Raw genomic sequence first — 21,539 nt, 5'->3', positions numbered from 1 at the left:
TGAGCAAGAAGCCCCCACTTCAAAATCTGGGATTTAAGTGGTGGGAGCATGTCACTTGGAAGTTTTGGAATTAAAAACTGTATGAAAATGTGCTATGATAAAATTGATAAATTAGGATTTAGAGGATGTGAATGAGCAGCATGAAGAAAACAAAAGAAGGAATTAATTTGAAAAAACTCCTTAGGCTGAAGAATACAGGCAGTATCTTTGTGATTGCGGGGCTTTTGATGATTTTTGTAATAGCGTCGTACACATATATTCTGCAAAGTTCTTACACTAAGACCGCCCTTGAAACAGAAATCACACGTGACACAGCGAGTGCAGATGCAGTACACAAACTTGTGAATGGAAGAATCGGCAAAGAAGATTTTGATCAAATCAAAGATCAATCTGATGAAAAGAAGTAATTATATAAGGATATTTCTTCATATTTCAATGAAATCAGAACACTGAATTCTACTCGATATATTTACACCGCTAAAAAAAATGAAGAAGGAAAACTTGTTTATGTGGTAGACGGTTTGGATCCGGATGCGGATGATGTAAGACGCCCTGGAGATTATATTGAGGAAGAAATGGTCCCGTATATTGATAGGGCTATTTCTGGGGAGAATGTGTACTCTCAGGATATCATTGATACAACATGGGGCCCGATTTTTACGGCTTGCTATCCTGTAAGCGCAAACTATGATGGGACAGGAGAAATCATTGGCGCATTTTGCATTGAAATGGATATGCAATCAGCTTATGGAATGGTTGAAAAGACGAATCATATTTCCATCATCTGCGGTTTAGTCGCAGGAGCTGTATTGCTTTTAATTTGTCTATATACCTATTATGTTTACCAGAAAAGCAAGGCAGAAGAGCAAAAACAAAAACAATTATTAATGACCGCCGCTGAGGAAGCAGATGCTGCCAACAAAGCAAAATCTGCGTTTTTGCTTAGTATTAGCCATGACATCAGAACGCCGATGAATGCCATTATTGGATTTACAAACATTGCGCTTCACCAGAACACGGTTTCAGATATTCATGATAGCTTGGAGAAAGTTCAAAAAAGTTCGAATCATCTTCTCTCTTTGTTGAATGACGTTCTGGATTTTACTCGCATTGAAAGTGGAAAAGTTACTATTTCGCCCGAGCCAATGGACATTACTCAATTGACAGATAACGTCCAGGCGATTATGAATGGACTTCTTTATAATCGAGATCTTAAGTTTGAAGTACATCGAGAAATCTCAAAGAACCCATATGTCCTTGCGGATGTTGTGCGTATCCGAGAAGTTTTGGTGAATCTTCTGGGCAATGCTGTGAAATTCACAAAGGACGGCGGAAAGATTACTTTGGATATCAGCAGTTACCCAGGAGCGGATGAGAAACATATCATAACTCGTTATGTTGTTCGAGATAACGGTATTGGCATGAGCGAAGAGTTCCAGAAAAAATTATTCGATCCGTTTTCACAAGAAGATGATGATAATGCCAGAACCCAATATAAGGGAACCGGTCTTGGTATGGCCATCACAAAAAAATATGTGGATATGATGGGCGGTTCAATTGCTGTTGAGAGCAAAAAAGGTGTAGGTTCTACATTCACAGTGGAGATCCCACTGGAGTTGACAGAACAGGTTATTCAATCAGAACAAAAACAACATCTACATAGAGATTTGACGGGTATTCATGTTCTTATGGCTGAGGATAATGATTTAAATGCTGAACTTGCTACGATAATGCTGGAAGATGCTGGTATGACCGTAACACGCGCATCAGACGGAAAAGAAGTTGTGAATTTGTTTAAAAATCATCCACGAGGCACATACGATTTTATTTTGATGGATATTATGATGCCAAACATGGATGGACACCAAGCAGCAAAAGCCATTCGAGCCTTGGGTATAGAGCGGTCCGATGCAGTTACGATTCCAATTGTAGCTTTGTCTGCAAATGCTTTTATAGATGATATTCAGGAATCCCTGGATTCAGGCATGAATGACCATATTTCCAAGCCGATTAACATGGAGGAATTAATCGATACTATCACTAAATACATTAAACACGATTAGGAAAACAAAGAAGTTAATTCTGATGAAAAGTTTGCACTGGTCTTGCACTGACTTTTCTCTTTTGATGTGATATTATTATAATCGCCAGAAAAGCAATGAGGGTCTACGGAGTTTTCCGTAGGCTCTTTTTTCTTGGCCGGATGCGTCTTTCATCCTTTCACGCATCCGTACATACGAAAGGAGGATTTTTTTTGTGAAAATCTTAGAAAACAATAACAAATCAAACAACCTAGAAGAAAACTTAATTTTGGTTGAAACTATTCCGATAAAAGAATATACTTATAATAGGTTTGTTGTATCGTTTGGAGGAAAATTATGGATTATATAACAACGATCGAAATGTCAAAAATATGGGGAATTTCATCTAGAAGAATTTCTCTTTTATGTAGCCAGGGAAGAGTGCCTGGAGCAGAGAAAAAGGGAAAGACTTGGCTAATACCAAAAGATGCGGTAAAGCCAACAGATCCTCGAAAGAAAAATAGATGACGTATTGGAGGTTATAATGCTTATGGGAAGACCAGAACATTGGTATATTTTAAGGATAAAATTTGTGAAATAAAGAATAAGCTTGTGAAGGCTATTTTTTATTATATAACAGTAATTATGCTGGTATTGGATCCAATATATTTGTGTTTACTCAGTGGAGCATTTGGTGGTGGAGATGTAAACGGAATCCTTTATTTAATGCCACAGGCATGGATATGGACGATTTTCGCCTTCATATTACTTTTTAACATATGGATTCTATTAAAAAAGGTAAATCCAACGTATACTGCGTCATTTAAGGAAAGATGAAACAAAGGGAGAAGATATGGAATCAGATATCATTAAAATCAGTCATCTGAATAAAAGCTTTAGCGAAGTAAAAGCGGTAAATGATTTGAGCTTTCGTGTGAAAAAAGGAGAATTGTTTGCGTTTCTTGGAGTAAACGGTGCAGGGAAAAGTACAACCATTTCCATTCTCTGCGGATTGCAGAAAAAAGACAGCGGAACGGTTCAGGTAAACGGAATAGAAACTGACAAAGCCGGCGCACAGACAAAAAGAATGCTTGGTGTTGTGTTTCAGGATAGCGTACTTGATAAACCGCTTACGGTGAAAGAAAACCTAAAGAGCAGAGCTGCTTTATACGGCATTACAGGAAATGCCTTTGATAAGAGATTACAGGAGCTGGTCGAGATTCTGGATTTTGACGAGTTTTTAAACAGACCTGTAGGTAAGCTGTCGGGAGGTCAGAGAAGAAGAATTGATATTGCCCGTGCATTATTGCACAGACCGGAGATTTTGATTCTTGACGAGCCTACTACAGGGCTTGATCCGCAGACAAGGCAGTTAATCTGGAATGTTATCGAGAAGCTTCAGAAAACAGAAAATATGACAGTATTTTTGACTACACATTATATGGAAGAAGCTGCCAATGCTGGTTATGTTGTAATTCTTGACAAAGGAAGTGTTGTAGCAGAAGGTACACCGTTTGAACTTAAAAATGATTATGTACAGGATATAGTGTCTGTTTATGGTATTTCCGAAGATGAAATAAAGTCATTGAACAGAGAATATAAAAAAATACGTGACGGATATCAGATAAAAGTAAAAAATACGAAAGAAGCTACGGAGCTTATTGTAGAGCATCAGGATCTATTCATGGATTATGAAGTAGTAAAAGGCGGAATGGATGATGTATTTCTTGCAGTCACAGGAAAGAAGCTTGGAGGTGAATGCTGATGAGAACAGTATTGGCATTAATGGACAGGAACAGGAAACTGTTTTTTAAAGATAAAGGTATGTTGTTTACATCAATGATCACACCAGTTATTCTGATTGTTCTTTATGCTACATTTCTTGCAAAGGTTTTCAGAGATTCTTTTACAGCAGCGATTTCGGATATGATTATGATTTCGGATAAGCTTATTAATGGAACCGTAGCAGCACAACTGACAGCATCACTTATGGCAGTAAGCTGTATTACTGTAACATTTTGTGTGAATCTGACTATGGTGCAGGACAAGGCAAATGGAACAAGGAAGGATTTTAATGTTGCACCGGTCAGCAAGGAAAAAATTTATTTGGGATATTTTCTGTCAACAGTAGCTAATTCATTGATGGTCAATGCACTTGCATTTGTATTATGTCTGGGATATTTACTTAAAATGGGATGGTATATGAATACAGCAGACATATTATGGGTTTTATTTGATATGATATTGCTCGTCCTGTTTGGAAGTACGCTTTCAAGTATCATTAGCTTTCCGTTGACAACACAGGGACAGCTTTCGGCTGTAGGTACAATTGTCAGCGCAGGATATGGTTTTATATGTGGTGCTTATATGCCGATTTCAAATTTTGGACCAGGTCTTCAGAAGGCACTGTCTTATCTTCCGAGTACATATGCCACTTCATTGATTAAGAATCATATGCTTCACGGAGTTTTCAGAGAGATGGAGAGAAAAAATTATCCGGATGAAATGGTTGAAGCGATAAGAGACACGCTTGATTGCAATCCGGTATTTCATGGAAATGTGGTGAGTATAAATCAGATGATTGGCATTATGATGGGAAGTATAGCTGTATTTGGAATTATTTACTATGTGGTTACATTGTTGTCAGCGGGTGAAGGCAGACGATAGGAAATATTGTTTTTAGCGGGTGAAAGTTCTGGGGATATGGAACGATCTGAGTACAAATGAGCAGGAAACAGTAATGTCAATGCTGCGTGGTCTTCGGAAGTAGAAGAACGGTTCGAGTATATGTATCGGCTGTTCTTTTTTTATTTTTTGGCGTTAAAACGGTAATGTTTTTCTTGTGTACAGTAGAGTGCTATAGTATAATAAAACCAGTTTTTTGCATAAGTATTAAAGCTATAATATGGAAATCGGCAAACCAGATGAAAGTCTGGGACGCAAAGCTACAGGGCCTGTAAAATGGCAGCCAGTTGCATGAAATGAGGTGCACTGTCTGTCTGGCAGTGCTTTTTTATGATAGAGCACTTGAATAAGTAATACAGAAGCTGTTTGGAAAAATATTGTGAAAAATAGCGGGGAGGTTATTGATAATTAATGAATGTAAAATTAAAATCTGGAAGCAAGCAAGCAACTGTAGCCTGGAGGGTGGGAGAAAGATGAAGAAGTGCAAATTAGTACAGAATATAAGAAATTTCAAATTTTGTTATTTTATATTTTGCACAATGATATGTTTGGTTGTTTTTCCTGTTTCCACATCTGCCCAAGAAAATTCTGATCATGTTATCCGGGTAGGATCTTTTGAGGAAACTTATAATGTAGTCAATGAAAAGGGAGAAAGAAGCGGCTATGGTTATGAGTATCTTCAAGATATTGCAGGTTATGCAGGATGGACATATAAATACATAACAAGTGATTGGAAAAACTGCTTTACACAGTTGAAAAATGGAGAGATTGATATTCTTGTTGGCATTTCCTATACAGACGAACGTGCTGAAAATATGCTTTTTTCCGATATGCCTATGGGGGAAGAGAAATATTACATCTATACGGATGCATCCAATATGGATCTTACAGCAGGAAATTTGGATTCTTTTGAGGGAAAAAATATTGGTGTGTTTAAAGATAATATAACGGAGGATGTGCTTAACGAATGGGAGTTAAAGTATGGTCTGCATACGCAGCATGTCAATGTTTCTAATACCGCAGAAGTTATGGACAAACTGTCGAAACATGAAATTGACTGCTTCGTTTCGGTAGAAGAACCCCGTTGGGAAGAATCGGAGATTTCGCCGATTACAAGTATTGGAGAGACAGAAATCTATTTCGCTATAAATCCCAAACGTCCGGATATCAAAGAAGCACTGGATAGTGCTATGCGCAGAATCAAGGATGACAACCCATTTTACACAGATGATCTCTACAGGCGTTATCTTTCTGCACAGAGCAGCTCGTTTCTTTCAAAAGAAGAAAGGGAGTGGGTTGGACGGCATGGTGCACTCAGGATTGGGTATCTGAATCAGGATGGAGGTATCAGCAGTGTAGATCCATCAACAGGTAAACTGACAGGTGTTATCACAGATTATGTGGATCTTGCAGAAAATTGTCTGCAAGGTCAGACTCTGGAATTTGAATTAAATGGATATGATACAAGAAGTGAACTGCTTCAGGCATTGCAGGATGGAAAAATAGACCTGATTTTTCATGCAAACCAGAATCCATACTTTGCAGAAACAAATGGATTTGCTTTGTCGGATACGCTATTGACTCTCAATATGGCAGCAATTACGGCAAAGGATTCTTTTGATGAAAATAAAGAGAATATAGTTGCCGTTGAAAAAGATAATTTTGCATTGAAAGCATATCTTTCATACAATTATCCGCAATGGGAGGTTGTGGAATATGAGACATCAGATGCAGCAGTAAAAGCAATGCAGAAAGGGGAGACGGATTGTATTGTAAGCAATTCAGGTACTGTTTCAGACTATTTGAAAAATAATAAGCTTCATAGTGTTTTCCTGACAAAAGAAGCTGATGTTTCATTTGCTGTTCAGCAGGGAGAACCGGTTCTTTTGTCCATTCTGAATAAAACACTGACATCTATGCCTACAACTCAATTTTCAGGTGCAGTAGTTTCGTATAATGTTTCCTCACGAAAAGTTACAGCGAAGGATTTTATTCAGGACAATTTACTGGCTGTCTCACTCATAGTTGGAATCTCTATTTTTGTTGCCCTGTGTATAATTCTTGATTCTTTGAAAAAATCAAAACGTGCGGAAGAAAAATCCAAGAAGTCTGCTGAGCAGGCATTGAAGCTGAATCAGGAGCTTGAAGAAAAACAGCAGGAATTACAAAATGCACTTGTAGAAGCACAGAGTGCCAATAAGGCTAAGACTTCCTTTTTAAATAACATGTCTCATGACATCAGGACACCGATCAATGGCATTATGGGCATGCTTACAATTCTTGAAAAAAGCGGAAATGATGGTGAACGGGCAAAAGATTGCCTGAATAAAATAAATGAGTCTTCGAAACTGCTATTATCATTGGTAAATGATGTTTTGGATATGGCAAAGTTAGAATCGGATACCGTGGTTTTTAGTGATGAATCCATCAATCTGGATCAGGTATGTCAGGAAATCACGGAGTCACTATCTTTTCAGGCAGAAGAAAAAGGACTTCATGTTATAGGAGAACATGATGATTACAGTGGTATATATGTTTGGAGCAATGCAGTTCATCTGAAAAAAATATTGATGAATCTGTTTACAAACAGTATGAAGTACAATAAGGTGAATGGTTTTATTTACATGAGTATGAGAACGATTGAAAGATCAGAAGATCACATGACATGTGAATTTAAAATAAAAGATAATGGAATTGGAATGTCAGAAGAATTTATAAAAAATGAATTGTTTACTCCATTTGTACAGGCAGATAATTCCCCACGTTCTGATTATAATGGGACAGGTCTGGGAATGCCTATTGTGAAACAACTTGTAGAAAAGATGGGCGGAACCATAACAGTTGAAAGCAAGCTTGGTGAAGGAAGCTGTTTTACTGTAATACTTCCATTTAAAATTGATACGAATGCACGGCTGGAAGAAAAAGAAGATTTCAATGCAGATATATCAGGTGTCCGGATATTATTGGTTGAAGATAATGAGCTGAATGCGGAAATAGCAGAATTTATACTGACGGAAAATGGGGCTAAAGTAGAAACAGTGAAAAATGGGTTAGAAGCTGTTCAGCACTTTGAAGCCTGCGAATCAGGAACATACGATGTTATTTTAATGGATGTCATGATGCCGGTGATGGATGGGCTTACTGCCACAAAAACAATAAGATCCCTGGAACGGCAGGATGCAAAAACAATCCCTATCATTGCTATGACTGCAAATGCATTTAGGGAAGATGCAGAAAAGTGTATGGAAGCAGGAATGAATGCACATTTGTCAAAGCCGATTGTGATTGAGGAAGTTATAAAAACGATTTTAAGGTATGTTCATAATGATTAGCAGAGGTTCATGAATTAGTGGAATACAATTGACAGGGCTAAAAGATGACAATGCAGGAGTGCTATAAAGCTATCGGAGGAAACTATGAGGCTGTTTTGGGACGCCTTCACAGCGAAGCACTGATTCAGAGATTTACATTAAAGTTCCTTGAAGACCAGAGTTATCTACAGTTAAAATAGGCATTGGAAAATAAAAATTATGAAGATGCTTTCCGCAGTGCGCACACATTGAAAGGGGTGTGTCAGAAGCTTTCCCTTGACCGTCTGTATGAGGTTAGTGATAAATCCTTACCGAACCAGATTTATTCACAGAATCTTATCAAGGTTATGCAGGAAAAAATCGATTTCTTCAAATCGAACAGTGGCATAAATTCGATTGATTACAATGCAAGTTCGGGGCAATTAACTATAATAAATGAAAAACAGAAGATAATATACCAGAGAGAAGATCCGGGATTTGATGTATTCAAAGTGTTTGAATAACTGCGCGTCGCATTCTCGTTACTTCAGTAATAGATAAGATTCTATAAAAGATAATACTATCTGATTTAAAATAATTCAACTACTTTCGACATTACTATAAATCAAAACAAATTGATTGACAAAGAAAACCTAGAGTTTATGCGGGATTAATGGACTTTATAATCGATGTAACTGTCAAAGCCCCGGCTGCCCTGATTGTTTCATTATCAAATTGACATCTGATTATTGTATAGTATAATTACAATTAAAAACACCGAAGATAAAAGACGGAGGAATTATATGAAAGCACATAAATATTGGTCAGTAGGAGCATTGATCACAATGATTGGTACTTTTTACACTGGACATAAAGGGTTAAAATCAAGCCACAAATACTTTGCGTTAAGCTCTATGCTATGTATGACAATGGCGATATATACAGGGCATAAAATGATTTCCGGGAATAGGAAGAAAAAGGCGAATAAAGAGAAAGTTACAGAGAGGGAGGAATAATTAATGTTGGAAGTAGGGGTCAAGGCACCTGATTTTGAGTTGCCAGATCAAAATGGAAAAATACACAGATTATCGGATTATGCAGGAAAAAAAGTAGTATTATATTTCTATCCCAAGGATAATACAGCGGGATGTACGAAACAGGCATGTGGTTTTTCCGAGAGATATCCTCAGTTTATTGAAAAAGGTGCAGTTATTCTTGGAGTCAGTAAGGATTCTGTATCCTCTCATAAGAGATTTGAGGAAAAATATGGACTGGCATTTACACTTTTAGCAGATCCAGAGCGGAAAGTTATTGAAGCTTATGATGTATGGAAAGAAAAGAAAAATTATGGCAAAGTTTCTATGGGTGTGGTAAGAACTACATATCTTATCGATGAACAGGGAGTTATCATCAAAGCCAATAATAAAGTCAAAGCAGCAGATGATCCTGAAAATATGCTTAAGGAATTAGATTAATGAAGATAATATTATCCCCTGCTAAAAAGATGATTACAGATACTGACAGCATAGCGCCGGATGGATTGCCTGAATTTATTGAAAAGACGACAGAGATACAAAGTTGGTTGAAAAGTAAGTCAAAAGAAGAACTGAAGACTATTTGGAAATGTAATGACAAAATTACAGAACAGAACTTCAATAGATTGGAAAACATGGATCTTTATCATTTACTTACTCCAGCTGTCTTATCATATGAAGGAATTGCTTTTCAATATATGGCCCCATCCGTGTTTGAGGACAGTCAGTTTGAGTATGTACAAAATCATTTGAGAATACTATCTGCGTTTTATGGCGTTCTAAAACCGTTGGATGGCGTGACACCTTACCGCTTGGAAATGCAGGCAAAAGTCGGCATAGGAGATGCAAAAAACTTATATGAATACTGGGGAGATATGTTGTATTGTTCAGTGATCGACAACAGTAGGATTATAATTAACCTGGCATCAAAAGAATATTCCAAATCTATAGAAAAGTATCTGACATTACGGGATAAGTATATTACAATTGTATTTTGCGAGTTATCAGGAGATAAACTGGTGACAAAAGGTACATATGCGAAGATGGCTCGTGGTGAAATGGTTAGGTTCATGGCTGAAAATAGTATTGAAAATCCTGAGGATATAAAAAAATTTGACAGACTTGGCTATGCGTTCAGGCATGATCTATCGTCAGATACGGAATATATTTTTGAACGCAGAATAGAGATAACATCTTATTAAAAAGGTACTTATTGTAGGTATTTTTTTAATAAAGTGATTCGATTTAACTTAAAAAATCATTACAATGTCAGGTGTGTAAAATGCGGTGAGGTATCAGGTGTAGACGTGGATGAAATATCAGACTTGATAGAAATGATTCATGACACGAATGGAATAAAATATTTAGATTATGATATTTCATTTAAAGGTATTTGCCCAAAATGCAGGGAGAAAGTAAAGGAATAGCATAGTTATTGAAATGAATATTATTTAAGGTTCAGGATAAATTGCAAAATGCAGACAAACAAGAAAAAAAGTAAAAATATAATAGGTATTATACAGAGTGTCCTTATATTGATATTAGTAGTTCTTATTATTTTTATGATGATTCAGATTAGTAGGCTACAGGGGACAGCACGCGTAATAAATTATGCAGGCCTAGTACGTGGAGCTACACAGCGCGAAGTAAAATTAGAAATTACAGGAAACCAAAATGAAGAATTAATTAAATATTTGGATGATATTTTTCTTGGATTAAGATATCAGGATGGACATTATGATCTGGTAAAACTCAATGACGAAGAATATCTGGAAAAATTGCAAATTCAGAGTGATTACTGGGAAAAATTGAAAAAAGAGATTGAAGCAGTAAGAAACAAGGGATACGAAAATACAGACATTGTTAATATGAGTGAAATATATTTTACGATGGCAGATGAAACTGTCTCTGCCGCAGAAAGCTATTCAGAAAAGATTGCTATAAAGATTCGTACCATAGAGCTTCTGTCGGCACTTGATATGTTGAGTCTGGTGATATTGGTTATTATGCAGACTCTAAGGGCAATGCAGATGGCAATGCAAAACAGACTGCTGGAACAGAAAGCATTCATAGATGCCTATACTGGACTGCCAAATAAAAATGCCTGTAATGAGCTACTTAATAAAAAAGATATAATTACAGATCCTACAGCATGCATAATGTTTGATTTAGATAATCTAAAAACTGTAAATGATACAATGGGACATTCCGCAGGAGATCAGTTAATATTGAATTTCGCAAAGCTTTTGCGCAGTGTTATTCCAGAAAAGGATTTTGTTGGAAGATATGGCGGAGATGAGTTTATAGCAGTCATTTATCATACAAGCGAGGCGGAAATTAAGGTGATATTAAAATCATTGTACAGAGAAAAAAACAGATTAAATAGTTATGAAAATCAAATACCAATCGACTATGCCTGCGGATGGGCATTATCCTCCGATGATATGTCGAGTACAATGCAGATGTTATTGGATGAGGCAGATGCTTATATGTATAAAAATAAACAGTTATGCAAGAAATATAATTAGCTTTCAGCTCAGAGTAGATGAATCTTCTTAAATGAGTAATCGATAGAACCCTGTTGGAAAAACCAATAGAGTTTTTACTATGTTATTGTGTGATAATATCACGAAAGTCAGTTTATAATACAATCATAAATTAAGCAAGTAAGACTCCGAAAGATTTTTGAACAATTCCGTATTGGTATGAAGATTTGTCATGAAGTTATCGCTATACTTCCGGGTTGCACCGCAGAGAAATCTGCGGTGTTTTTTGACTTTCTGTATATGGTGAGTTTGATGGAAAACAGATCAATGATACTGGAGTAGGGCTTCCGCGGATATTGAGAAAATGGAACGAATGTGATATCTTTTTATTAGGATAAAACGGCGCGAGGAGGAAATGACATGGTTGTTTATTTTTCAGGAACGGGAAACAGTAAATATGTAGCAGAGAGGATTGTCGGCAGCTTGCAGGAAAAACTGATCTGTATGAACGAACGGATCAAATCGGGCGATACCGGGTCTGTTAAGACAGGAGAGAATCTGGTAGTGGTGGTGCCGACTTATGCATGGAGGATCCCGCGTGTGGTTTCTGACTGGATCGGACAGACAGAATTTGTCGGGGCGAAGAATGTCTGGTATGTGATGAGCTGCGGAAGCGGTATTGGTGGCGCAGATATATACAATCGAAAACTGAGTGAGAAAAAAGGATTAAAGCATATGGGGACGGCACAGATCATTATGCCGGAGAATTACATTGCCATGTTTAATGCTCCCGATGTGGAGAAAGCAAAGAAAATCGTTGCGGCAGCAGGTCCTGATATTTCTAAAGCTGTGTTGGCAATCAAACATGGAGAGAAGCTTCCATCAAAAAGTGGCTTCGGTGCATCTTTTGAGAGTGGTCTGGTGAATGATATCTTCTATGCGGCATTTGTAAAAGCAAAGGCATTTTATGCAGATCAGACCTGTACCGGATGCGGCAAATGTGTAAAAGTCTGTCCGTTAAACAATGTGACAATGAAAAATAAGAAACCTGTATGGGGAAAGCATTGTACGCATTGTATGGCCTGCATCTGCTATTGTCCGGCTGAGGCAATCGAATATGGCAGGAAGAGTGTTGGAAAGCCCAGATATTGTTTTGAGAATCTGGGGCTTGAGAAATATGACTATAGCAATCCTCTAAAATAATGCATCTTAATTCAGTCCATCAGAGTGTGAAATCTGCGTCAGATATTTTTGCCTTGCGTCAGCACGCCTGCAGATATCTTCCTTGTCTTTCGCACTCTGCTGAACTCTCTTAAATGCATTATTTACGAGGATTGCTATAGACGGTCGTAAATTGCAGGCAAGATATGGAACATAAAAAAGTATCTGATAAGGGGGTATTAGATCATGTCTGCTTATCAGATACTTTGTTTATGCTTCTGGCTGTGTTCGTGTCATCAGTTGATTAGTTTGATATTTACGATCAATTCTCGAAAAATGTGACAGTAAAACCATCAGTTCCTATAGTTACGTCAGAAATAGTATCATTATCCCAGAGAGCATCCGTAATAACAGACTTTAAGGCTTCGTCCAGAATAAGATTAAATTCTTCTTCGATAAGTGAGAATGGAACCAATTTCTGGACTTCTGCACATTCCAGAATAAAATTAAGTATTTTTTCTTCCATGATAAATCCTCCTCGTAAAATTCCATACAGCATATATTACAATAGACAAAGCAATCTGTCCACCTTAGATTTTATTTTTGATAATTCATTATTCCTTTCGTTTTTGGACACTCACAGGGTTCGGAATTAACTGTGGGTGTCTTTTTTTCGCTGTTGCTTTGTGATAGCTGGCTTTATTCTGGTTTTGGCTTTCCTCGGAGAAACTGGAGATAAAAGGATGAAAAAAGAAATCCCTGATCCCTCAAGTTGATTGAGGGGGGGCAGGGGAGTTAAAGTGTCGAAGACACTTTTTGTTTGGAACTGTCCTATTCTTCAACGTTACCAAAGCATTTGACATATGCGTCGTTTATGAGTATCGTCACACACAATAAAAAGTGAATTCGAATTCACTTTTTGCCTGCCGACTATCTGAGAAGAGACATACTGGAAAGGATTGGTAATTGAATCATGTTTTTATTCTGTAGTTTTGCTGTTCCGGATTTTTTTCGTCTCAAAAACAATTATCTTTGAATCAGTTATAATAATTTTATGAAATTCATCATATTACCGCTGGATAGTTCTATGCCAAATTGCACATTATAACATACAGAACAGGAGGAATGCTTATGACATTGGAACAGGTTGTACTGACAATGATTAATGACAAAATGCTTGATAATGGACAGATTTCCGAAAAACTGCACAGCAGTATCCAGAAAGACATTATAACCTTGAGTACATTCAATACAGTAGTCGCGAAGAATGGAGAACAGATGGACAGTTCAGATGAATATTGCCAGCGAATCAGTTGATTGGAAAGGAATAAGATGGATATTTATGCAACACGTGAGGAACTGAAATCCCGGCAGAAAAATATATTTGATCTGAAACTGAATGTGGCGTATTATGCCCGAGTCAGTACGGATAAGGAGGAACAGAAAACCTCTATTGAGCATCAGTGGACTTTTTTTGAACAATTGATTTCAGACGTAAAGAATTGGACGCTTGTGGATGGTTATATAGACGAAGGAATCTCCGGTATTACCGTAACCCACAGAGAGGAATTCCAGAGAATGCTCCAGGATGCAAAAGCCGGGAAAATTGATCTTATCATAACTAAAGAGATCACCCGTTTTGCCCGAAACGTATTAGACAGTATACGATATACAAGAGAGCTTCTGGACTGTGGAACTGCTGTCTGGTTTAGGAATGACAATATCAATACATTAGATGAGGATTCGGAACTCAGGCTGTCGATTATGTCCGGTATTGCACAGGAAGAAAGCAGAAAACTTTCAAGTCGTGTGCGTTTCGGTCATGCAAGATCCATACAGAACGGTGTGGTTCTTGGTAATTCACATATATATGGATGGGACAAGCGAAACGGAAAATTGTTTTTGAATCCCAAAGAGGCAAAAATGGTACAGCTTATTTTTGAAAAATATGCCCTGGGAAACTGGTCTACCCATTCACTGGAACAATTTTTATGGGAATGTGGATACAGAAATTATAAAGGGGGAAAGATTGACAGCCATGTGATTGCCAATATTATCCGAAATCCTAAATATAAGGGTTACTATGTTGGTGGAAAAGTAAAAATAGTTGATCTCTTTACTAAGAAACAGAAATTCCTGCCTGAAGATGAATGGGTGATGTATAAAGACGATGGTAACCATGTCCCTGCAATTGTGGATGAAAAACTGTGGGAAGATGCAAACAGGATTCTGGAAGAAAGAAGTAAAAATATCAAGTTGAAAAAAACTTCCTATAAGCAGGACAACCTTTTTACCGGACTTATACATTGTGCGGAAGATAAAGCTGCATACTGGCTGAAAGTCAGAACTGTCCGCGGAAAAGCCGCAAAGACCTGGGTATGCAGTCATCGCATAAAACAGGGCGCAGTTTCCTGCAGATCAAAACCGGTAAAAGAAGAAATCCTGCTGGAGATGATATCGGATGTTTATAACAATCTGGCTCAAAGCAATAAAAGTATATTGCATAAGTATCTGGAACTTTATGAGAAAGAGATTAACAAAACAGAAGGAACTGAAGAAAAAATTGACAACATACAGCATGAAATAACAGTACTGGAACAGAAGAGAGATAAGCTGCTGGATTACAATATGGGCGGCTACATTTCTGATGCGGAATTTTTAAGCAGAAACAAGGTTTTTACACAGCAGATAGCAGAGAAAAAAGCGAATCTGGAACAATTGAAAAGCATGAAACCTCTTTCAAAAACAGAATTGACAGATCAGATGGACAGGATATTAGATTATGCAAAGGAATATTCCTGCGTAAAACCCAAAGATATCACCAGAGCCATGATTGAAAACACAATCAATAATATAGAAATAACTCCGGTTAATGAAAAGAAAGCAGAAGTGATGATCGTATTTAAAAGTGGAAGTCTGCACAGCTCTGAATCTGTTATTCCGTCACTGGGACAGGAAAAAACTTATACTACGGAGACAGGGTATGAATATGTTGTACATTCAGGAATTTCTATGTAGATATTGCACTCACATATGGAATTCTTTTGCGAAGGTTACGAAAAGTAAGAAGTAGTGAATATTTCAGTTTGAAATAATATATAAAACAGGTGTAAGACATGGCAAATACGAAAAAAAGATGGACAGCCGATGAAATCGAAATGTTAAGAAAGTACTATCCCGCAGAGGGAGATCAGGTCTGTGAAAGATTATCCGGAAGAACTGCAAAAAGCTGCAGGATCCAGGCATCAAAAATGGAAATATCCAAAAACATTTCCTCTTCAGCAACTGTACAGAATGATGTTAAATATGTCAGATTATGGACAGAGGCAGAGGATAAAATACTCAGAGAGTATTATGCTGCGGAGGGCAGTAAGGTACGTTATCGCTTAAATCAGAGATCAGCAGAATCCTGCAGAGGAAGAGCTGCTGCATTAGGACTTACTTATTCCGGGGCAAACAGAAAATGGAGCAGCAGCGAAGATGAAATTCTGAGAAACTATTATCCGACAGAAGGTGCTGAAGTTCAGAAAAGACTGGAGGGAAGATCCAAAGAGGCATGTAATAAAAGAGCTGCCAAATTAGGTCTTTGCATACAGGGAAGAAAAGAATGGACTGCAGAAGAAGATGAAATTATAAGAACATATTACAAAGCGGAAGGCAGGAAGGCAGCAGAACGATTGGAAGGGAGAACTCTGACTGCCTGTCAGTCCAGAGCTAAGTACTTAAATGTCAGATCAGACAATAACAGACTTCCATGGACACAGGAAGAGGATGCGATCATTTCCCGATATTATGAAGAAAAAGGTGCCGGATATGTGCATACTCTTATTCCTGAAAGATCTCTTCAGGCATGCAAATACAGAGCGATGATTCTGGGATTAAGCAGGAAAACCAATGATCCATGGACAAAAGCCGAAGAGAAGATACTGAAGAAATACTACCCGGTTGAGGGCAGCAATGTTTATAAACGTCTGAATAACCGTACCAGAAATGCCTGCATCAGCAAGGCAGCCCAATTACATCTGCAATATGGACTTCCTATGTATAAAGGACCTGTATTGGATGAATGGATCATACTGGCAGTGAAACAGGGGATCACAAAAGTAAGACAATCTATGACATACAGTGAGATAACCTTTAAACCCGGAAAACTCCCTGAACTGCATCTGAGACTGGAATGTGATGAAACCGGAAAATTCAGGGTTTATGAGAAGTCTGTTCTTTTGGATGAAAAAGAATATGACAGGCAACGGGTTGAGAATCTCGCGGATACAATGGGGCTTCAGATAGAAGGAAACAAAATTACTTTAAACAGCAGCGAAAAAGAGATAGAAGATGATATTTTCAGACTGATAGCAGGATGTTACCTGATTTATTACCTGCATTATTTTATGGAATTGCCATAATTGCTCTATTCTGTCTTATCTTGCTGTGAAATGATAAAAATTTGTCAACAGGATACTGCTTGATTTATGAGATACTTTCTCAACAGATGCAGAATAATTCTCTTGCATTTTCACGCAGGTTAGAATATACTAACCAACAGAGTTAACCAAAGCAAACTATTGCGTGATTTGATCATTTAAATTTCCACTGCAGAAATGGGGTGAATCGGATGATTTTATCCGCTTCATCTGAAATGAGATGATACACAGATAGCTTCAAGTCAGGGTCGAAACATCTTTGGCCCCTGATATCATATTACAGGAGGATAAAGAAACAGATGAAGAAAAGAATGGCAATTCTGATGTCTATGGCAATTGCGGCAAACATGATTGCTTCTGTACCGGTATGTGCAGCAGACATATTTACAGATTCAATGACTACGGATTCAGCGATCACACAGGAGGCAGATGATGATTCCTTTAGTGATGGATCGGGAACACCGGATTTTGCGGATGAGCAGGAGAATGTACAGGTGGCTCAGGATGAGGGTACACAAAGTGTGAAAGAACCGCCGGAGGTGATAGCAGAATATGAAAGTGGTTCTTTTGCGAATGTTTGTAAACTAAAAACTTCTCTTAACTCAAGGTATGTTGAGCAAATTACAGGAATATCTATTAATGGAACAGAGTGGAATGAAGTAACTTATTCGTGGAATCTTACAGGAACAACATATATTAAAAAAGACTCAGACGGTTATGTTGGACTATCTCCAGATAGACTTGAAGTGGGTAATGAGATTGTAATCACCAGTACCGGATACAAGGATCTTACTTTAAAGGTAACAGGAACCGGAAAACACTGGAACGTTGAAAAAGTAACTTCACAGTCTGAAACTGAACAGACCAAAGATGCGCCAACATTTGCGGGAGATCAAGTGGAAATTTCAGGTACAGACTACAAGATCATTAAACCAGCTGATGAAAATAATGTTTCTGATTATATCAGTAAAATCAAAGAAATATCTGTAGATGGGACAGTATGGGATAAAACAGATTATGCAATAGCATTATATGGCAGAAAAGCATATTGTCCAGACAGCAGTAATAATCGTGTTGTATTTGATTCAACTGTACTTCATACTGGAAATGTCATTACAATAAAAAGTGATGGATATAAAGAACTTTATCTTAAGGTAACTGCAGAAGGAAATGACTTCAAAGTTGTTACAGCTGATTCCGGTGAAACTAATATTAACGGTGCATCTAACGGAGTGAACACTCTTCATGTCAGATTAAAAGGATACTTCGAAAGCGCTGTTACAGGGCAGCAGAAATACGATGCAGTTTCAGGGGCATCCACTTCTGTTTCATCCAACAAAAACAGTAATGTAGTTGTGGAAGCAGCTGATCTTCCGGATGGGCAGGAACCTGTTGAAGCTGACTGGAAGGAGTTAAAAGAAACAGGTGTAAAAATTGACACAAAGAATACAAAGGTAAACATTGACAGTGAAAGTGGGATGGCAGGGATGTATTCCACATATGACAGTTCTCTGTCTCTCAGCGGAACTCCTGCTAAAATCGGTACATATCCTGTCAATGTTACAGTAACTGATGAATCAGGGCGTACAGTAACAAGTAATGAGCTTACTTTCAAGGTTTACAGTACTAAGGAAAAACTGGCAGATCATCTGAAGCTTGAAAATGCAACCAAGACTGCAGATGGAAAATACATGTATGATATGGATCCATGGGTAATTCCTGATTTTAATGATACAGATGATATTGTAACAGTCCCGGCAGAGATTAAAGCCTGGTATGGCTCTCACACCAGCGGTACATATGGAGAACTGGGATATGCTGTTTCAGAGGGAGAAGCTACAACCCAGACATTGATCATACCGGCTGGATGTGATCTTACAATGGTCAATATGAAGGTTCTCAGCAGTGTGAAGATAAAAGTAGAAAATGGCGGAACATTGAATCTGAGAGATTCTTCCATATATGGACAGATTGAAGTAGAAAATGGTGGAACAATATCTGTCAATCACGATGATTATAGCGGAAAATTCCTGACAGGTACTTCCATTAATGGACAGCTGATTCTGAATGATGGAGCGACCATAAAGAATTCCATGATCTACTCCAACACTAATTTCCTTCCCAATGGAACACAGGCACGTCACAATACATCACCTGTTGTTGTGATAAGCGGAAATGTAAAGGTAGAAGGAAAAGTATATATCAAAGGTGATGAAGCTGCCACAGGAACAGATCCTGCCACAGGAAAAAGCTACAGCGGACAGCCGGCCTTGAAAGTCAGCAGCGGAACACTTACTATTGGCGAGGGCAGCCAGCTTGCAGCATACGGCGGAGGAAACATAGCAACTACTTCAGTTGGCGGTGCAGCGGTGATTCTTGACAACGGAACGATTTCCGGAGCAGGAACGTTGATTGCTGTTGCAGGACGAGGAGATGGTGATAACGGTGGCAATGCAGTTGAGGGCACCGGAAATGTAGAAACAGCAAAAGCATATCTGGAGGGGGGTTCTGCTTATTCATTTATGAACAAAAATGCGGAGCCAGGTAAAGCGTATACTGAATCTGTCACTATATCTCCTTCTACAAAAGGAACAGCAGTAAATGGTAAAAAAATAACTTCCAACAGTGAATCTGCTCCGGATACATATTGGAGTGACATTACAAAAACACCAGATGATAAAATTCAGAACTGTACTATATCAGATACCACAATCATACAGACCGTAAATCCATCACCATCGGTAAATCCATCACCGTCGGTAAATCCGTCACCATCAGTGAATCCAACAGTAACGCCGGTACCAACTGTTACTCCGATACCGGATGCTTACCCGGAGGGAACTGAGGAAGATAGAAATGGAAACCTTGTTACACCGGAAGGAATCGTGATCAGTTCAGATGGAACTGTAACACTTCCGGATGGCACGAAGCTGACACCTGATGCAGATGGTAAAAAGCCAACTGTAAATAAAGATGAAACTGTAACAGATACAAAAGGAAATACCTACAGTACAGACGGAAGTATCACAGATTCAGACGGAAATTATACCAGACCTGCAAAAGCAGTTATAAAGAATGTATCTGTTTCCCAAAACTCCGTAAAAATGGTGCTGAATGAAGAGTGTAAGGGTGCTCTGAAATATGATTATGTGATCGGCACCTCTGAGGATATGCTCAAAACAGGACAGTATACAAAGGTCCTGAAAAATCAGGAAGAACTGAAGTCTGCATTTGCATATATGGATAAGGGAACCTGGTATGTAGCATGCCACGCATGGCTTAAGGGTGAAGATGGCAAAAAAGTATTTGGACAGTGGTCTGAGATCCATAAAGTAGATGTGAGTGCCATTACGCCACAAGCACCTGTGATCAGTAAGGTAACTGTTAAAGGCTCCACAGTGACAGTAAAATATACGAAGAGCAAAAACGCTCAGGGCTATGATGTAGTTCTCAGTGATACCCTTACCAAAACTAACGGACAGAAATGCCCTGCTGTTTCCGGAGAAAATTATTATGTAAAAAAGATAAAAGGAAATACAGTAACTGTTACATTTAAGAATGTTAAATCAGGCACTTATTATATTGGTTTACATGCATGGAACCGTACTTCTGAGGATAATTCAAAAACATTCAGTGAATGGTCAAATGTCAGAAAAGTTAAAATGAAATAAAAAATTGTGAATAATGGTTGAATAAATCAGAGGGGATACCGGCAATGCACATTATACATTGCAGTATCCCCTCTGATTTGTCAGGAATGTTGCAGAGATTTCGCTTTTAAGAAAAAAGATACCAGTTTTACTAGCAGTTTATGTGGAAAACCGGAAAGAACCCTACGGAATAAAAAGTGTGTATTGGAACCGTTACTGTTCAGGGGTTAGCTGGACAGTAACTTTCCATGTTTATAGATTCGATTTTATCGGCGGTATGAAAGATGGTATGTTGGAAATGGCGAATGGGCATTTTTTCCGTGGGATTAGAAAAATAAACAGCAGGTCCTCACCCACTGCTTATTGCTTTTCGTAACCTCCACAGGGGAGTTACTTGATTCGGTTAAAATATATGTAAATTTTCCACCAAAATATTATTGACGTAAGAAAAGCCACATGGTATTTTATTTTTGGAAAAACTGAAAATTATTTTAAAGGCAAACCTGTTGAAAGGCAGGGACGCAAAGCCAGAAGGGACTAAAGTCAGAAAGCTTGACCATGTCAGCCGATTGCCACTGTTTCCATATCATCATAATATATGGAAAAGCTGTTTGAACAGAAGAGATTCCGATACCTTTTATACTATATAGATGTGTGATTTTAAAGAAATATAGTAGGGACACTGGCAGAGATTTTGGCAGGTGTCCTTTTTGTATGCAAAAATGGGTAACAAAACTAGTGTACCAACAAGTTGATTTCTAGAACAATCTTGCGTCTAAATTTCTTAT

At 38.0% G+C, this 21,539-nt stretch carries 19 protein-coding genes, 1 pseudogene and 2 riboswitches; of the genes and pseudogenes, 19 read left to right on the top strand and 1 reads right to left on the bottom strand.

Annotated features, from left to right (window positions below):
• The first annotated feature begins 140 nt into the window (after positions 1-140).
• The 15 genes and pseudogenes from LJE11_RS16450 to LJE11_RS16390 all read left to right on the top strand — a co-directional run bounded on the left by LJE11_RS16450 (position 141) and on the right by LJE11_RS16390 (position 12,719).
• Positions 141-407, top strand: a complete 267-nt coding sequence (locus LJE11_RS16450) for a hypothetical protein (protein ID WP_227296250.1) — start codon at positions 141-143, stop codon at positions 405-407.
• 102 nt (positions 408-509) lie between these two features.
• Positions 510-2,063, top strand: a complete 1,554-nt coding sequence (locus LJE11_RS16445; RefSeq protein ID WP_227296248.1) for an ATP-binding protein — start codon at positions 510-512, stop codon at positions 2,061-2,063.
• A 193-nt stretch (positions 2,064-2,256) separates the two neighbouring features.
• Positions 2,257-2,391, top strand: a complete 135-nt coding sequence (locus LJE11_RS19860) for a hypothetical protein (RefSeq protein WP_255601813.1) — start codon at positions 2,257-2,259, stop codon at positions 2,389-2,391.
• Positions 2,379-2,549, top strand: a complete 171-nt coding sequence (locus LJE11_RS16440; protein WP_008371604.1) for a helix-turn-helix domain-containing protein — start codon at positions 2,379-2,381, stop codon at positions 2,547-2,549. The genes LJE11_RS19860 and LJE11_RS16440 overlap by 13 nt, the downstream gene beginning before the upstream one ends.
• A 39-nt stretch (positions 2,550-2,588) precedes the next feature.
• The gene (locus LJE11_RS16435; RefSeq protein WP_120062654.1) at positions 2,589-2,858 is read left to right on the top strand and encodes a hypothetical protein; all 270 of its coding nucleotides are present in this window, start codon (positions 2,589-2,591) and stop codon (positions 2,856-2,858) included.
• A 16-nt stretch (positions 2,859-2,874) separates the two neighbouring features.
• Positions 2,875-3,786 (top strand): ABC transporter ATP-binding protein, encoded by a 912-nt coding sequence (locus LJE11_RS16430; protein WP_227296247.1) that lies wholly within the window; start codon positions 2,875-2,877, stop codon positions 3,784-3,786.
• Complete coding sequence (locus LJE11_RS16425; protein WP_227296245.1) at positions 3,786-4,688, top strand: ABC transporter permease; 903 nt, start codon at positions 3,786-3,788, stop codon at positions 4,686-4,688. Before LJE11_RS16430 ends, LJE11_RS16425 begins: the two co-directional genes overlap by 1 nt.
• Positions 4,689-4,925: 237 nt before the next feature.
• Positions 4,926-5,001: riboswitch (cyclic di-GMP riboswitch) on the top strand.
• Between the two features lie 178 nt (positions 5,002-5,179).
• Positions 5,180-8,038 carry a response regulator gene (locus LJE11_RS16420; RefSeq protein WP_227296244.1) on the top strand — a complete coding sequence of 953 codons (2,859 nt, stop codon included), beginning with the start codon at positions 5,180-5,182 and terminating at the stop codon, positions 8,036-8,038.
• A gap of 44 nt (positions 8,039-8,082) precedes the next feature.
• A complete protein-coding gene (locus LJE11_RS19855) occupies positions 8,083-8,217 on the top strand; it encodes a hypothetical protein (RefSeq protein WP_255610875.1) in 135 nt (44 codons plus the stop codon).
• Positions 8,218-8,799: 582 nt separating this feature from the next.
• Positions 8,800-9,012, top strand: a complete 213-nt coding sequence (locus LJE11_RS16415) for a DUF6219 family protein (protein WP_055054222.1) — start codon at positions 8,800-8,802, stop codon at positions 9,010-9,012.
• Positions 9,013-9,015: 3 nt separating this feature from the next.
• Positions 9,016-9,471, top strand: a complete 456-nt coding sequence (locus tag LJE11_RS16410) for a peroxiredoxin (RefSeq protein WP_118614906.1) — start codon at positions 9,016-9,018, stop codon at positions 9,469-9,471.
• Entirely contained in the window at positions 9,471-10,232 is a 762-nt protein-coding gene (yaaA, locus tag LJE11_RS16405; protein WP_062807672.1) for a peroxide stress protein YaaA, read from the top strand. Before LJE11_RS16410 ends, yaaA begins: the two co-directional genes overlap by 1 nt.
• A 42-nt stretch (positions 10,233-10,274) precedes the next feature.
• Positions 10,275-10,457, top strand: a pseudogene (locus tag LJE11_RS20525) (transcriptional repressor); the annotation flags it as partial.
• A 48-nt stretch (positions 10,458-10,505) separates the two neighbouring features.
• Positions 10,506-11,558, top strand: coding sequence for a GGDEF domain-containing protein (locus tag LJE11_RS16395; protein WP_227296242.1), 1,053 nt, complete (start codon positions 10,506-10,508; stop codon positions 11,556-11,558).
• A 378-nt stretch (positions 11,559-11,936) separates the two neighbouring features.
• The gene (locus LJE11_RS16390) at positions 11,937-12,719 is read left to right on the top strand and encodes an EFR1 family ferrodoxin (RefSeq protein WP_118614900.1); all 783 of its coding nucleotides are present in this window, start codon (positions 11,937-11,939) and stop codon (positions 12,717-12,719) included.
• Between the two features lie 280 nt (positions 12,720-12,999).
• Here the strand turns inward: LJE11_RS16390 and LJE11_RS16385 are convergent, their stop codons facing one another.
• Positions 13,000-13,203: a hypothetical protein gene (locus tag LJE11_RS16385; protein ID WP_020993865.1), complete on the bottom strand. Its 204-nt coding sequence runs from the start codon at positions 13,201-13,203 to the stop codon at positions 13,000-13,002.
• A 605-nt stretch (positions 13,204-13,808) separates the two neighbouring features.
• Here LJE11_RS16385 and LJE11_RS16380 point away from each other — a divergent pair.
• The 4 genes from LJE11_RS16380 (at position 13,809) to LJE11_RS16365 (ending at position 20,772) form a co-directional block, all read left to right on the top strand.
• Positions 13,809-13,994 (top strand): hypothetical protein, encoded by a 186-nt coding sequence (locus LJE11_RS16380; RefSeq protein WP_227194820.1) that lies wholly within the window; start codon positions 13,809-13,811, stop codon positions 13,992-13,994.
• A 15-nt stretch (positions 13,995-14,009) separates the two neighbouring features.
• Positions 14,010-15,695 carry a recombinase family protein gene (locus LJE11_RS16375; protein WP_118614897.1) on the top strand — a complete coding sequence of 562 codons (1,686 nt, stop codon included), beginning with the start codon at positions 14,010-14,012 and terminating at the stop codon, positions 15,693-15,695.
• A 98-nt stretch (positions 15,696-15,793) separates the two neighbouring features.
• Entirely contained in the window at positions 15,794-17,083 is a 1,290-nt protein-coding gene (locus tag LJE11_RS16370) for an SANT/Myb-like DNA-binding domain-containing protein (RefSeq protein ID WP_227296240.1), read from the top strand.
• Between the two features lie 317 nt (positions 17,084-17,400).
• On the top strand, positions 17,401-20,772 hold the full coding sequence (locus LJE11_RS16365; RefSeq protein ID WP_118614894.1) for a hemoblobin-interacting domain-containing protein: 3,372 nt from the start codon (positions 17,401-17,403) through the stop codon (positions 20,770-20,772).
• Between the two features lie 465 nt (positions 20,773-21,237).
• Positions 21,238-21,328, top strand: a riboswitch (cyclic di-GMP riboswitch).
• Positions 21,329-21,539: the final 211 nt, after the last annotated feature.

This window comes from Blautia sp. DFI.1.216, from assembly GCF_020594215.1.
Taxonomy (GTDB): domain Bacteria; phylum Bacillota; class Clostridia; order Lachnospirales; family Lachnospiraceae; genus Blautia_A; species Blautia_A wexlerae.
Note: the sequence above shows the minus strand (reverse complement) of the source record. Positions and strands in the feature narration are given on the sequence as shown.